Here is a 14,070-nt window from a genome sequence, read left to right as displayed (position 1 = left end):
CGCCCCATGAACCTCACCTCGCAGACCAAAACCGACCTTGCGCGTGCTGCTGCACGCGCAAGGTCGGGAAACGTCGTCGAGGTGGGATGAGCGCCGGTGAAACGTCGGTGGGCCGCCTGCGGCAAGGGTTAGGAGTGCGCGACCCTCGCCGACCAGGCGGACTTCACCATCTCGTCGACGGTCCACCGCATGGTCCAGTCGAGGTCGCGGGCGGCCGCGGTGCCGTCGGCGACGATCCGCGCCGGGTCCCCCGGACGCCGCGGCCCGACCGTCGGGACGAAGTCGTGGCCGGTCATCCGGGCCATGGCGTCCATGATCTGCGCCACCGACAGCCCGTCGCCCGAGCCGAGGTTGTACGCGGACAGCAGCTCCCGGCCGTCCGCCAGCGCCTTCGCCGCGGCGACGTGCGAGATCGCCAGGTCGGCGACGTGGACGTAGTCGCGCACGCACGTGCCGTCGGGCGTCGCATAATCGTCGCCGTTGATGTGCGGGGTCTTCCCCGCGAGCAACGCCTCGATCACCAGGGGGAACAGGTTGTGCGGGCTCGAGTCGTACACCTCGTCCGTCCCCGAGCCGACGACGTTGAAGTACCGCAGGCACACCGCCCGCAGCGCCGGACGCGCGCGCACGGCGTCCGCGGCGAGCCACTCGCCGATGAGCTTCGTCTCGCCGTAGGGCGACTCGGGGTGCAGCGGCTGATCCTCGGTGACGATGTCGACGTCCGGCGTCCCGTACACGGACGCCGACGAGCTGAACACGTACGCGTCCACGCCGGCCCGGGCCATGGCGTCCAACACCGACACCGTGCCGGTCACGTTCTGCGCGTACGTGTGCAGCGGACGCTCCACCGACACGCCCGCGTACTTGAACCCGGCGATGTGCATGACGCCCGCGCAGCCGGTGCGCGTCAGCGTCTCGGCGACGAGATCGGTGTCGAGGATGCTGCCCTCGACGAACTCCACGCCCTCGGGGACGAACTCCCGGTGCCCGGACGACAGATCGTCGATCACCACCGGCGTGATGCCCTCCGCCTGAAAGGCCCGCACCACGTGCGCCCCGATGTACCCCGCTCCGCCCGTCACCAGCCACGTCGTCATGGGGCGATCCTAATGCGCGGACGCCACCCCGCGCCCGTGTGACGTTTCTACCTGACGTTCTCCACCTCAGAGGGTGGAGAACGTCAGGTAGAAACGCCCACACCCCCGCCCGCTCACATGGACTCGGGCGCCTCGATGCCGAGCAGGTACAGCCCCGCGGCGAGCACTTTCTTCGTCGTCGCGCACAGCGCGAGCCGGGACGACCGGACGTCCCCCTCGGCCTTCAGCACCGGGCACTGCTCGTAGAACACGCTCATCGCCGTCGCCAGGTCGTGCAGGTAGCCGCACAGCTTGTGGGGCTGCAGCACCTCCCCCACCTCGGCGACCGTCTCGCCGAACCGCGACAGCAGCAGCGCGAGCGCCTGCTCGGCCGGCTCATCCAGGACGCTCACCTGCGGCGTCCACGCGATGCCCTGGTCGTCCGCGTTCCGCAGGATGCGGCTCGCGCGCGCATGCGCGTACTGCAGATACGGGCCCGTGTTGCCGGTCGTCGCCGTCATGCGCTCGACGTCGAACACGTAGTCCTTGTGCAGGGAGTTCGACAGGTCCGCGTACTTCACCGCGGCCATCGCGACCGGACGCGCGGCCACCTCCTCGGCGGCGTCCAGCAGCGACGTCAGCGTGACGGTGCCGCCCTCGCGGGTGCGCAGCATGTGGCCGTCCTTGCCGAGGACCGACCCGAACCCCACATGCTCCGCCCGGACGCCGTCGGGCAGATACCCCGCCATCCGCGCCACCGCGAACACCTGCTCGAAGTGGAACGCCTGCGGCGACCCGACGACGTAGATGATCCGCCCGGCGTGCAGGTCGTCGACCCGGTGCCGGATCGCCGCGAGGTCGGTCGTCGCGTACCCGTAGCCGCCGTCGGACTTCCGGACGATCATCGGCGTCGACGACCCCGGCGTGAACACGCACAGCGCCCCGTTGTCGACGACCGCGATGCCCCGCGACTCGAGGTCGGCCACGACGCCCGCCAGCGCGTCGTTGTACGTCGACTCCCCCGCCAGGTCGTCGTCGGTCAGCAGGACGCCCAACCGCGCGTACGCCTCGTTGAACCCCTTCTTGCTCACCTCGATGAGGTCGCGCCAGATGCGCAGCGTCTCGGGGTCGCCGGCCTGCAGCGCGACGACGCGGCGCCGGGAGGCGTCCGCGAACTGCTCGTCGGCGCGGAAGTGCGCCTGCGCGCGCCGGTACAGCGCCACCGAATCGTCGAGCGTCATGGCGGAGGTGTCGGCGTCCTCGAAGATGATCTGCTCCACGAGCATGCCGAACTGGGTGCCCCAGTCGCCGATGTGGTTCTGCGCGATCACGGTGTGACCCTGGGCCGTCAGGATGCGCTTGAAGCAGTCGCCGATGATCGTGGAGCGCAGGTTGCCGACGTGCATCGGCTTCGCCACGTTGGGCGCGGAGTAGTCGATCACGACGGTCTCGGGCGTCTCGGACGCCTCGATGCCCGTCCGCGGGTCGTCCAGCAGCTCGGTGGCCACGCTGCCCAGCACCTCGGGCCGGATCCGGAAGTTGATGAACCCCGGCCCCGCGATCTCGAGGGGCTCGCACAGATCGTCCACCTGGATGCGCTCGACCAGCCCCTGCGCGACTTCGCGCGGGGGGCGTCCCTCGCTCTTGGCCAGCCGGAGGGCCACGTTGGATTGGAAGTGGCCGAACTGGGGCTTCGTCGCCGGACGCATCTCAGGATCGATGCCGGCGGCGTCCTGGACACGGTTGGTCAGGACCGAGAGCAGAGACAACATGGGCAGCATTCTTTCACGAGGCCACGGGCACTAAGGTTCAGGGTGAGACCGTGATGACCTGACGCCGTGCGTCCCAACGAGGAGAACGAAGAGGCTTGCGATGACCGATGTCCCCGAGATCACACTGAACGATGGCCACACGATCCCCCAATTCGGGCTGGGCGTGTGGCAGGCCAAGCCCGAGGAATGCGTGGACGCCGTCGCCCACGCCCTGAAGGTCGGCTACCGGCACATCGACACGGCCGCCATCTACGGCAACGAAGAGCAGGTGGGCCAGGCGATCGCCGAGTCGGGGGTGCCGCGGGAGGAGGTCTTCCTCACCACGAAGCTGTGGAACGACCGTCACCGCGACGCGCCGGCCGCCCTGGAGGAGTCGCTGGCCCGGCTCGGCGTCGATCACGTCGACTTGTACCTGATCCACTGGCCGGTGCCCAGCCAGGACGCCTACGTCGACGCCTGGCGCTCGCTCATCGAGCTGCGCGATGCGGGCAAGGCCACCTCGATCGGGGTCTCCAACTTCAACGAGGATCACCTGCTCCGCGTCATCGAGGAGACCGGCGTCGTGCCGGCGGTCAACCAGATCGAGTCGCACCCGACTTTCCAGCGCTTCGATCTGCGCCAGATCAACCAGGCGCACGGCATCCAGACCGAGGTGTGGTCGCCGCTCGGCCGCGGTGAGGATCTCGAGAACGACACCGTCCTCGAGATCGCCGAGTCGGTCGGCAAGACGCCGGCCCAGGTGATCCTGCGCTGGCACATCCAGCGCGGGGTGATCGTGTTCCCGAAGTCGGTGACGCCCGCCCGCATCGAGGAGAACTTCGACATCTGGGACTTCGAGCTCACCGAGGGTCAGATGAAGCAGATGATCAAGCTGAACCGCAAGAACCGGCTCGGCCCCGATCCGCGCATCTTCGGCGCCTGACCGGCGCTCGACGACCAACGAAGGACGCCGCGGGCTCGTGCCCGCGGCGTCCTCGCTTTCCTGGCTCAGGCGCGCAGCGCCTCGCGGACGGCGTCGGACGGCGGCTCCTGCCGAGGCGCGCGCCGGCTCACCACGTCGAAGGCCATCTTCACGTTCGCCGCGTACTCGCGCGCGGTTCCGTAGGCCCAGAAGTTCGAGATGCCCTGCACCGACGTGTCGGAGACGCCCACGGCGTCCACCCCGACGGCCCGGCACGTCGCGACGGCCCTGGCCAGGTGGTACTCCTGGCTGACGAGCAGCAACTCGTGGACGCCGAAGACGTCCCGCGCCCGGACGCACGTGTCGTACGTATCCAGCCCCGCCTCGTCTTCGACGATCTTGGCCGCCGGCACCCCCGCCGCCTCCAGGTAGGCCCGCATCGACGCGGTCTCGCGGTTATGGTCGGGCGCATTGTCGCCCGAGACGATCAGGACGCGCGCCCGCCCGCTGCGGAACAGCTCCGCGCCCAGGTCGAGCCGCGCGCGCAGGTAGGGCGACGGCGTCCCCGACGGGTACACCTCGGCCCCCAGGATGACGGCGACGTCGCGCGCCGGGGCGTCCGCTACCGGCACCACGCGACCCCGGGACGCCCACCAGCCGAACACGCTCGGCGCGCCCACCGCGAGGGCCCCGGCCACCAACACGCCCACGACAACGCCGAACGCGCGGTGCCCCGGTCGGCGCCGCGCGTTCGGTTCGTTCACGCGCCCATCCTAGAGGACGCCCACGACCCCCGCCCGGTCAGGAGCGGTGAGCCCGGTAGTACTCGATGAGGGCCTTGGTCGAGGCGTCCTGCCCGTCGAGGGCCGCCTGGTCGCCGCCGATCGCCGGGACGATCTGCTTCGCCAGCACCTTCCCGAGCTCGACGCCCCACTGGTCGAAGCTGTCGATGCCCCACACGACGCCCTGGGTGAACGTGATGTGCTCATACAGCGCGATCAGCTCGCCCACGACCTTGGGCGACAACTCGGGGGCCATGATCGACGTCGTCGGCCGGTTGCCCTTGAACACCTTGGCGCTCACCAGCTTCTCGTCGACGCCCTCGGCGCGCACCTCGTCGGCCGTCTTGCCGAAGGCCAGCGCCTTCGTCTGGGCGAAGAAGTTCGCGAGGAACAGCTCGTGGACGTCCTGCCCACCGTCCTTGATCGGGTGCGCCGGCGTGGCCACCGCGATGAAGTCGGCCGGGATCAACTGGGTGCCCTGATGAATGAGCTGGTAGAACGCGTGCTGGCCGTTCGTGCCCGGCTCGCCCCAGAACACCTCGCCCGTGTCGGTGTCGACCGGGCTGCCGTCGGCCTTCACGCCCTTGCCGTTGCTCTCCATCGTGAGCTGCTGCAGGTACGCCGCGAAGCGGTGCAGGTACTGCGCGTACGGCAGGACGGCGTGCGAGGTCGCCCCCAGGAAGTTGCGGTACCACACGTTCAGCAGGCCCATCAGCGCGGGCACGTTCTGCGCCCACTCGGCCTCGGCGAAGTGCTGGTCGATCGCGTGGAAGCCCGCCAGGAAGTCGGAGAAGCTCTCGGGGCCGATCGCGACCGCCACCGACGTGCCGACCGCCGAGTCGACGGAGTAGCGGCCGCCGACCCAGTCCCAGAAGCCGAACGCGTTCTCGGGGTCGATGCCGAAGTCGGCCACCTTGTCCAGCGCCGTCGACACCGCAACGAAGTGCTTGGCGATCGCGTCGGACTTCTGCGCGTCCGACCCGTCGATCGCGCCGGCCTGCTCGAGGGCGTCCAGCAGCCAGGCGCGCGCCATGCGCGCGTTCGTGAGCGTCTCGAGCGTGGTGAACGTCTTGGACGCCACGATGAACAGCGTGGTCTCGGGGTCGACCCCGGCGGTCTTCTCGACGACGTCGGTCGGGTCGATATTGGAGACGAACCGGCACTCCAGCCCCGGCTTCACGTACGGCTTCAGCGCCTCGTAGACCATGACCGGGCCCAGGTCGGAGCCGCCGATGCCGATGTTGATGACGGTGGTGATGGGCTTGCCCGTCACGCCTGTCCACGCGCCCGACCGCACCTTGTCGGCGAACGCGTAGACCTTGTCGAGCGTCGCGTGCACGTCGGCGATGACGTCTTGCCCGTCGACCACGAGGGTGTCGGTCTTGGGACGCCGCAGCGCGGTGTGCAGCACCGACCGGTTCTCGGTGACGTTGATGCGCTCGCCGGAGAACATCGCCTCCCGGCGCTCGGCGAGGCCGACCTCGTCGGCGAGCTCGATGAGGGCGGCCAGCACCTCGTCGTCGACGAGGTTCTTGCTGAGGTCGACATGCAGATCCGCGGCCGTGCGGGTGAGCGAGGCGACGCGGTCGGGATCGTCGGCGAACCAGCCGCGCAAGTCCGGTTCGAAGGTCTTGGCGAGCTCACCGAGCTTCGCCCATGCCTGGGTGGTCGTCACATCAAGAGTCATACCGGCAGCCTAACGGCGCCGGTCCGGCCCCGGGGAGCCCGTCGCTGAACGTTCATCCCCCCGGACGCCGACGCGCGGCGGCCGCGCCCCTACCGGGACGCGGCCGTCGCGCGCGATGCGGTGCGGCTGGGCGGGACGCCCGCCGCGAGGCCCTCAGGCCTTCGTCGCGATGTGCACGTGGTCGTAGTGGTTCTGCGTGATGCTGCCGCGGTCCTCCATCGGGCGCCAGTACGGGCGGTACGGCGTCCAGATCTTCTGCTCGAAGATGATGTGGTCGATCTTGAACCGGCCGGCGTTCGCGGCCGCGTAGCGGGCGATCGCCCAGCCGAGCGCCGACTGCTTGCCGGGAGTGAGCATGAGGTCCATCGCGCGGCCGTACTGGTGCACGGACCGGCTCGTCGAGCGGTACCCGCCCGCGGACTTGATGCCGGAGAAGTTCGAGCGCACGTCCGCGTACACCGTGGACGCGAACGGCGTCAGCCCGAGCGCGCGGCCCGCCGACGAGCCGACCGTGGACTTCTTCGGCGCGGCGTACGAGACGGCCGCCTTCGTCGTGGCGGCCTTCTTCGCGGAGGTCTTCGTGGCGGCCTTCTTCGCCGTGGCCTTCTTGGCCGTGGCCTTCTTCGTGGACGCCGCCTGCTTGGCCGGCGCGGACTTCTTGGCGACGGCGGTGGCCTCCGCAGTGGGCTTGGGCTTCGGCGACACCTTCACGGACGCCTTCGACCAGTCGGCGACGACGGCCGGGCTAACGGACGTGGCGGGCTTCGAGGCGGCGGGCAGCGGCGTCCGCTCGACGTCGCGGGAGAGGCTGGCCGCGCGCTGCTCGACGGGGGCGACGGCGTCCAGGTTCTGCGTGCCCTGCGGCACGACGAGGAACGCCCCCGCGCCGCCCGTCAGGGCGAGCGCGACCGCGACCGGCGCGATGATGGAGCGGAGCTTCGAGCGCTTCGGGGCCACCCCGGCGGCCTGCGCGTCTTCGTGGTCGGGGGCCACGTTTTCGGCAGCCTGAGGGTCGAGGGCGTCGTTCATGAGGGATTCTCCAGCGAGTGTGGTGATGCGGTCCGCGGACCAATCTAACTAAGAATCTCTCAGGTAACAAATTGATTAGTTGAGCATCGCCAGATCTGCATACGCTTGGCAGCGGCGCCTGGCCTCGTCGAGATCCTGAACATCTGGGAAAATCCCCTGAGAAGTCTCAGCCTTGACGGCGGTCTCGACGAGCCCGACGGCGGCCGCCCCCGCGTCCAGCCACATCTCGGCCTGGAAGCGCTCGAGACGCCCGGTCGCGACGATCGGGACGTCGGGGCACAGGGGCAGCAGCGCGCGCGAGTAGGCGGTGGACATCACGTCGGCTGGGATGATCTGCACGGCCATCGCCCCCTGTCCGGCCGCGATCGCCACCTCGGTGGGCGTGAGGGCGCCCACGACGAGCGGACGCCCGCCCGCGGCGTCCAGCAGGTCGGGCGTGCACACCGGGGACGTGACGAAGTGGGCGCCGGCGCCGAAGGCGTCCGCGACCTGCTGGGGGGTCGACGCTCCGTGGACGCCGACGCGGGCACGGCGTCCGAAGAAGGCCAGCGCGGTGGGCAGATCCTCCAGGCGCGCGGCGCCGAGCGCGAACGCGGCGAGGCGCTCCTGGACGACGACCTCGCACGCGGGGATCCAGTCCGCCAGGGCGTCGGGCACCTCGACGAACAGCCTCTGCCCGCCGAGCGCCTCGGAGAGTTCGTCGGAGCGTGTCGCCATGCTGCCCATCATGGCAGGTAGGCCACGCCGTCCTCGCCGAGGCGTCGCCTGATGACCGCGACGGCGTCCGGGTTGTCGTCCACGAGGACGAACCTGCGCCCGAGCGCCCGCGCGACGGCGCCCGTCGTGCCGGAGCCGGCGAAGAAGTCGAGGACGCGGTCCCCCGGCCGGCTGGACGCCTGCACGATCCGCCGCAGGATCGCCTCGGGTTTCTGCGTCGGGTAGCCGGTCTTCTCGCGGCTGTTCGTGCCGACGATCGTCTGCCACCAGACGTCGGTGGGCAGCTTGCCGCGGGCCGCCTTCTCGGGGCCGACGAGGCCGGGCGCGAGGTACGGGATGCGGTCGATCGCGTCCTGGTCGAAGAAGTGGGCGCCGGGCGTCCTGACGTACACCAGGATCGTGTCGTGCTTGGCCGGCCAGCGGTCGCGGGCGCGTCCGCCGAAGTCGTAGGCCCAGATGATCTCGTTGAGGAAGGCGTCCCGGCCGAAGATCTCGTCGAGCAGCACCTTGCAGTAGTGCGACTCGCGCTGGTCGATGTGGACGTAGAGCGTCCCGGACGCGGTGAGCAGCCGGCGCGCCTCGCGCAGGCGGGGCTCGATGAACGAGCGATAGTCGGCGAACGTGTCGGCGTAGGCGCGGGTCTCGCCGGGCTCGGTGCGGTAGCGGCGCCCGGCGAAGCCCGTGCGGTCGCCGTCGGGGTCGGCGCGGACGCTCATCGCGCGGCGCGTCCGGCGCGCCCCCGTGTTGAACGGCGGGTCGATGTAGACGAGCTGAAACGAGCCGTCCGGGAAGCCCGCCAGCACGTCGAGGTTGTCGCCCAGGACGACCTCGCCGGCGTCCGGGGGGAGATCGTCGGGGCCGCTCACCCGGCCATTCTGGCCCACCGCCCCGCTGATCGCGCGCAGTCAACCGCGACACGCGTGTCACCGGCAACCCGGGGCAACGCTTTTGGCCGAATCGTGACCTCGGGGTTGCAATAGATGGGTGCCCACGCCTCCTGCAGATCTCCCCATCGACCTCGACCTGGTGCGCGCGCTGCTGCGCGCCCAGTCGCCTGGTCTGGCGGACCTGCCCCTGACGCCGTTTCGCGGCGGGTGGGACAATGTGCACTTCCGGCTAGGGGATTCGCTGCTGATCCGGATGCCGCGGCGCCGCCTGGCCGTCGACCTGATCCGCAACGAGCTTCGCTGGCTGCCGACCATCGCGCCGCACCTGTGGGGCGCGACGCCGGTGCCGGCCTTCGAGGGCGCCCCCGGGCAGGGGTACCCGTGGCCGTGGGCGATCGTGGCGTTCGTCCCGGGGACGCCGGCGGGCGAACTGCCCGTCGAGCAGCGCGCCGAGGCCGCCGAACCGCTCGCCGACTTCTTCTCCTCGCTGCACACGCCCGCGCCGCTCGGCGCCCCCGAGAACCCGGTGCGGGGCATGTCGATCGACCGGCCCGAGCTCGACCAGCGCGTCCGCGAGCGCCTCACGCGCCTCGAGGACGGCCCGCGTGCCGCGCTCACCGAGCGCTGGGACGCCTGGCGGCACGCCCCCGAGTGGGACTCCCCCGACGTCTGGCTGCACGGTGACCCGCACCCGTACAACATGATCCTCGACGACGACGGACGTCTCGCGGGCGTCATCGACTGGGGCGACCTGACCGCCGGTGACCCGGCGTGCGACCTCGCCACGGCCTGGCTGACGTTCGATGCGCCCGCCCGGCGGGTGTTCGTCGACCGGACGAACCTGTACGGCCGCTTCGACACCGCCACCTGGGATCGCGCCCGCGCGTGGGCCATCCACCTCGGCCTGATCTTCGCCCTGGAGTCCGACGAGCCGGGCCTGCGCCGCTGTGGGGAGCACGCCCTCCGGGAGACGCTCGCCGAGCCGGTTCACGCGTCCGCGCTGCTGACCGCCTGAGGACGCCGCCGGCGTCCGCGATTCTCGGGCCGCCCGCCGGGCGGCTACGTCAAGGTCGCCGCGCCCGGGGACAGCGTGAACGCGTGGCCCGAATCCGCGTGGGCGCACCGGACCGCCGGGCCCTCGTTGGTGCAGGTGAACGCCCCGTGTTTGAGGGTCTTGCCCGAGGGGAGGACGGCGACGAGTTGGCCGTCGACGCGCCCCCACGTGCCGTAGCCGCGCTGCCACCCGCTCGCGGGGTCGTCTTTCATGGGGCGGGCGACCTGGTCGTCCATGCAGACCCACGCCGGCTTCGCCGACGCGGTCAGCGTCAGGGTGTTGGGGCGAAGATCCCCCTCCGACTCCCACGATGGGCACGGCTCGGACAGCTTCGGCGCCGGCCCGGTGTAGCCGCGGGGGATGAGGCAGGAGGCGTCCGTGGCGGTCACGACGCACCAGATGCGTCCGGACGGAATCGAGAAGGCAGCCTCCTCCGCCGACCGGACGTCCAGCGGAGCCGCCGGCGTCGCCGACGCCGCGGTGGGCGAGGCCGTCGGGCTCGCGCTCGGGGTGAGCGGCGCCGCCGGGGTGCAGCCGGTCGCCAGGAGAAGCGCCCCGAGCAGGACGCCTCCGCCCGCGCGTCGGCGCCGAAAATCCACCATCCCGAAAGCCTCTCCTTGCACGCTTGTTCACCGGCCGCCGCGGGGCGAGTGAATGTGAAGGCAACCGCGACACCCAAAGTTCGCTCTGTCGCGGAGGTCGGCTACAGTCGCGCCCGTGCCCAGACCCAAAGTCTATCCGGATGACCTCCGCGACCGCCTCGTCGACACCGCCGCCGTGCGGCTGGCCTCGCAGGGGCCACAGGAGTTGTCGCTGCGCGAGCTCGCCGCGTCCCAGGGCACGTCGACCAACGCGATCTACTCCATCTTCGGGGGCAAGCCCCAGCTCATCGCCGCCGTCATCGAGTCGGCGTACGCGAGCTTCGAGGCGGCACAGCACGCGGTGGTCACCGACCACCCCACGATGGAGACGCTCTTCGTGCTCGGGGAGGCGTACCGCGACTGGGCCCTCGCCCACCCGGCGCTGTATCAGGTGATGTTCGGCGCCGCGATGACGGGCGCGCGGTCCGAGGTGCTTCCGGAGGGCGGCTCCCCCGAGGCCTGCGACGACGAGGGCGGCGCCGACGCGGCCGCGACGCGGCGTCCGCGCTCGCTCGCCGCGGTCGCCGAGGCGCTTCAGCGCGACGGGCTCCTGCGCTCCGACATCGATCTCGACGACCTGTGCCTGGCCCTGTGGTCGTCCGTCCACGGGTTCGTGACCCTGGAGATCTCCGGCACGCCCCTGCTGACCGACGCCGGCGAGCAGTTCCGCCGCATCCAGGAGATGTTCCTCCGCGGCCTCGCGGGCGCCCGCGCGCTGGCGGCCTGAGCGCGGCTCACACGCCGCGGCGGAAGTTCTCGAAGCTCCGGGACGCCGTGGGCCCCCGCTGCCCCTGGTAGTGGGAGCCTCGCTCGCCCGACCCGTAGGGGAACTCGGCCGGCGAGGACAACTGGAAGAAGCAGAGCTGCCCGATCTTCATGCCCGGCCACAGCTTGATGGGCAGCGTCGCGACGTTCGAGAGCTCCAACGTCACGTGCCCGGTGAACCCCGGGTCGACGAAGCCGGCGGTGGCGTGGGTGAGCAGCCCGAGGCGTCCCAGCGACGACTTGCCCTCGACGCGCGCCGCGATGTCGGTGCCGAGCGTCACCTGCTCCACGGTGCTGGCGAGCACGAACTCGCCCGGGTGCAGCACGAAGGCGTCGTCGGCGTCCACCTCGACGAGGCGCGTGAGCTCCGGCTGCTCCTCCGCCGGGTCGATGTGGGGGTACTTGTGGTTGTCGAACAGCCGGAAGAACCGGTCCAGCCGGACGTCCACGCTCGACGGCTGCACCAGCGCGGGGTCGAACGGGTCGAGGGCGATGCGGCCGGCGTCCAGGGCGGCGCGGATGTCGCGGTCACTGAGCAGCACACCGCGAGCCTAGCGGCCGGACGCCTGCCCACGCGGTTCGCGGCCGTCCGGGCGGTTCGGGACGGCCCGCGCGGTTGTGATTGAGTGGGCCCCATGCCGCCCCAGCCCGAGCCCGCCCATCCCGAGCAGGGCGCCGGGCTCCTCGCGGGGGCGGTCGCGTACCTGCTGTGGGGCGTGTTCCCGGTGTTCTTCGCGATGCTGCGCCCGGCGCTGCCGCTGGAGATCCTGGCCCACCGCATCGTGTGGAGCCTGGTGTTCGTCACCGTCCTGCTGCTGGCGCTACGCCACCCGTGGGGCTGGCTGCGCGCCGCCTTCGCCGGACGCCGCGGGCTCGCCCTGGTCGCCGCCGCGGTCTTCGTCGCGATCAACTGGCTGACCTACATCGTCGCGGTGCTATCCGGCTACGTGGTGGAGGCGTCCCTCGGGTACTTCATCAACCCGCTGGTGAACGTGGCGCTGGGCGTCCTGCTGTTCGGCGAACGAGTCGGACGCGGCGCCCTCGTCGGCGGGCTCCTCGCCCTGGCCGGCGTCGTCGTCATCGCGGCCGGCAACTGGCGGACGCTGTGGATCTCGCTGGTGCTCGCCTTCAGCTTCGGCCTGTACGGGGCCGTCAAGAAGCGGCTCACGCTGCCGGCGCTGGAGGGCCTCTTCGCCGAGTCGCTCGTGCTCGCGCCGGCCGCGGCCGGCTACCTCGGCGTCCTGGCGGCCACCGGGGCGTCCCATTTCACGGCGACGCCCGCGTCGCCCTGGCTGCTCGCGCTCTCCGGCGTCCTCACCGCGACGCCGCTGTGGCTGTTCGCCGTCGCCGCCCGGCGGCTGCCGCTCGGCATCGTGGGCATGCTGCAGTACATCGCGCCGACGTGCCAGTTCCTGCTGGGCATCACGGTCTTCGGGCAGCGCGTGACGCCGTCGTACTGGGCGGGGCTCGTGCTGGTCTGGCTCGGGTCGGCCGCGTACCTGCGATTCACCCTCGCCGGGCGCCGAAGCAAGTAGCATGCGCCTCAGGACCACCCACCCGCGGAGGTGCGGATGAGCGCGGACGAGCGCCCTAGCCAGGCCGGGAACATCCCGGAGAACGACGCGCCCCCGAGCGGCGAGCACACGGTCTGGGTCGGCGACGAGACCGTCCCGGTCGACGACGAGCAGGCGGCCACCATCGCCAACGCCGACGAGGCCCCCGAGCCCGACGATCCGCGCAAGCCGCAGCGGGTCGTCGAGATCCGAGGCCGGTCGTGGCGCTACGTGTTCCGGCGGGCCTGGTGGTCGATGCTCACCGACGTCGACATCGACGCCGCGGGCGCCCTCACCTATTCGGCGATCCTGTCGTTGTTCCCCGGGCTGCTCGCGATGGTGTCGGCCTTGGGCGTCGTCGGGCAAGGCCGGGCCGCCACGAACTGGATCGTGAACTTCCTCGGCGCGCACGCCCCGGCGTCCGTCGTCGAGCTCGTCGGCGACCCGATCCGCAACCTGGCGACGACCGCGGGCGCCGGCTGGGTGCTCGCGTTCTCGCTGGCGATCGCGGTCTGGTCGGCGGGCGGGTACGTGGCCGGGTTCGGCCGGGCGATGAACAAGATCTACGGCGTCGCCGAGGGACGCCCGCTGTGGAAGATCATCCCGTACAACCTGCTGCTGACGGTCATCACGCTCGTCTTCGCGGCGCTGGCCATGCTCACGGTGCTGCTCTCGGGCGACATCGCCCGCGTAGTCGGGGACGCCGTCGGCCTCGGCGCGGAGACCCAGGAGCTCTGGCGCTGGATCAAGTGGCCGATCCTGGGCATCGCGGCGATCGTGTTCACGTCGCTCATGTACTATGCGACGCCGAACGTGCGGCAGCCGCACTTCCGCTGGATCACGGTGGGCTCGGTGCTCGCCCTCGCCGTGATGGCGGGGGCCGTCGTCGCGTTCTCCGAGTGGGTGAACCGATTCGGGCGCTTCAACGCGTACTACGGCGTCATCGGGTCCGTGATCGTCCTGCTGCTCGGCGTGTGGATCGTGAACCTGGCTCTTCTCTTCGGCGCGCGGGTGGACGCCGAGCTCGAGCGCGTCCGCGAGCTGCAGGCGGGCCTGGACGCCGCCGACCGCATCCTGCTGCCGCCCCGCGACGACCGCGTGATCCTCGCGACCGCGCGGACGCAGCAGCGCTTCGTCGAGAAGGCCGACCGGATCCGGTTCCGCGGGCCGCGCCGGAACGGCCCCACACCGGACACCTCGACTAGC

The 14,070-nt window shown here is 71.1% G+C and carries 14 protein-coding genes; 5 read left to right on the top strand and 9 right to left on the bottom strand.

Annotated elements, in window-relative coordinates:
* Nucleotides 1-128: 128 nt before the first annotated feature.
* Together galE and argS are read right to left on the bottom strand one after the other, a co-directional pair.
* The gene (galE, locus tag WMJ97_RS03005) at nucleotides 129-1,097 is read right to left on the bottom strand and encodes a UDP-glucose 4-epimerase GalE (protein ID WP_347347480.1); all 969 of its coding nucleotides are present in this window, start codon (nucleotides 1,095-1,097) and stop codon (nucleotides 129-131) included.
* Between the two features lie 113 nt (nucleotides 1,098-1,210).
* Nucleotides 1,211-2,848, bottom strand: coding sequence for an arginine--tRNA ligase (argS, locus tag WMJ97_RS03000; RefSeq protein WP_347347479.1), 1,638 nt, complete (start codon nucleotides 2,846-2,848; stop codon nucleotides 1,211-1,213).
* Nucleotides 2,849-2,948: 100 nt separating this feature from the next.
* Here argS and WMJ97_RS02995 point away from each other — a divergent pair, with 100 nt between their 5' ends.
* The gene (locus WMJ97_RS02995; RefSeq protein ID WP_347347478.1) at nucleotides 2,949-3,770 is read left to right on the top strand and encodes an aldo/keto reductase; all 822 of its coding nucleotides are present in this window, start codon (nucleotides 2,949-2,951) and stop codon (nucleotides 3,768-3,770) included.
* Nucleotides 3,771-3,835: 65 nt separating this feature from the next.
* Here the strand turns inward: WMJ97_RS02995 and WMJ97_RS02990 are convergent, their stop codons facing one another.
* The 5 genes from WMJ97_RS02990 to WMJ97_RS02970 form a co-directional block, all read right to left on the bottom strand.
* Nucleotides 3,836-4,513, bottom strand: a complete 678-nt coding sequence (locus WMJ97_RS02990) for an ElyC/SanA/YdcF family protein (protein WP_347347477.1) — start codon at nucleotides 4,511-4,513, stop codon at nucleotides 3,836-3,838.
* 37 nt (nucleotides 4,514-4,550) lie between these two features.
* Nucleotides 4,551-6,218: a glucose-6-phosphate isomerase gene (gene pgi, locus WMJ97_RS02985; protein WP_347347476.1), complete on the bottom strand. Its 1,668-nt coding sequence runs from the start codon at nucleotides 6,216-6,218 to the stop codon at nucleotides 4,551-4,553.
* 153 nt (nucleotides 6,219-6,371) lie between these two features.
* Nucleotides 6,372-7,247 (bottom strand): hypothetical protein, encoded by an 876-nt coding sequence (locus tag WMJ97_RS02980; protein ID WP_347347475.1) that lies wholly within the window; start codon nucleotides 7,245-7,247, stop codon nucleotides 6,372-6,374.
* A gap of 75 nt (nucleotides 7,248-7,322) precedes the next feature.
* Nucleotides 7,323-7,964 (bottom strand): hypothetical protein, encoded by a 642-nt coding sequence (locus WMJ97_RS02975; protein ID WP_347347474.1) that lies wholly within the window; start codon nucleotides 7,962-7,964, stop codon nucleotides 7,323-7,325.
* Between the two features lie 8 nt (nucleotides 7,965-7,972).
* A complete protein-coding gene (locus WMJ97_RS02970; protein ID WP_347347473.1) occupies nucleotides 7,973-8,830 on the bottom strand; it encodes a site-specific DNA-methyltransferase in 858 nt (285 codons plus the stop codon).
* A gap of 118 nt (nucleotides 8,831-8,948) precedes the next feature.
* On the opposite strand from WMJ97_RS02970, the gene WMJ97_RS02965 reads away from it, so the two are divergent.
* Nucleotides 8,949-9,866: an aminoglycoside phosphotransferase family protein gene (locus tag WMJ97_RS02965; RefSeq protein ID WP_347347472.1), complete on the top strand. Its 918-nt coding sequence runs from the start codon at nucleotides 8,949-8,951 to the stop codon at nucleotides 9,864-9,866.
* A 44-nt stretch (nucleotides 9,867-9,910) separates the two neighbouring features.
* Here the strand turns inward: WMJ97_RS02965 and WMJ97_RS02960 are convergent, their stop codons facing one another.
* Nucleotides 9,911-10,507 carry a hypothetical protein gene (locus tag WMJ97_RS02960; RefSeq protein WP_347347471.1) on the bottom strand — a complete coding sequence of 199 codons (597 nt, stop codon included), beginning with the start codon at nucleotides 10,505-10,507 and terminating at the stop codon, nucleotides 9,911-9,913.
* Nucleotides 10,508-10,622: 115 nt separating this feature from the next.
* Between WMJ97_RS02960 and WMJ97_RS02955 the strand changes: the two genes are divergently transcribed.
* Nucleotides 10,623-11,273, top strand: a complete 651-nt coding sequence (locus tag WMJ97_RS02955; protein WP_347347470.1) for a WHG domain-containing protein — start codon at nucleotides 10,623-10,625, stop codon at nucleotides 11,271-11,273.
* 7 nt (nucleotides 11,274-11,280) lie between these two features.
* On the opposite strand, the gene dcd is transcribed toward WMJ97_RS02955, so the two are convergent.
* Nucleotides 11,281-11,853 carry a dCTP deaminase gene (gene dcd / locus WMJ97_RS02950; protein ID WP_347347469.1) on the bottom strand — a complete coding sequence of 191 codons (573 nt, stop codon included), beginning with the start codon at nucleotides 11,851-11,853 and terminating at the stop codon, nucleotides 11,281-11,283.
* A 93-nt stretch (nucleotides 11,854-11,946) separates the two neighbouring features.
* On the opposite strand from dcd, the gene rarD reads away from it, so the two are divergent.
* Nucleotides 11,947-12,846 (top strand): EamA family transporter RarD, encoded by a 900-nt coding sequence (gene rarD / locus WMJ97_RS02945; RefSeq protein WP_347347468.1) that lies wholly within the window; start codon nucleotides 11,947-11,949, stop codon nucleotides 12,844-12,846.
* Between the two features lie 36 nt (nucleotides 12,847-12,882).
* Nucleotides 12,883-14,070, top strand: a 1,188-nt coding sequence (locus WMJ97_RS02940; RefSeq protein WP_347347467.1) for a YihY/virulence factor BrkB family protein, incomplete at its 3' end; no start/stop codon positions are given.

This window comes from Nigerium sp., assembly GCF_039811905.1.
GTDB lineage: Bacteria > Actinomycetota > Actinomycetes > Propionibacteriales > Propionibacteriaceae > Propioniciclava.
The sequence above is the reverse complement of the archived record's forward strand: the minus strand, read 5'-3'. Positions and strand labels throughout refer to the sequence as shown.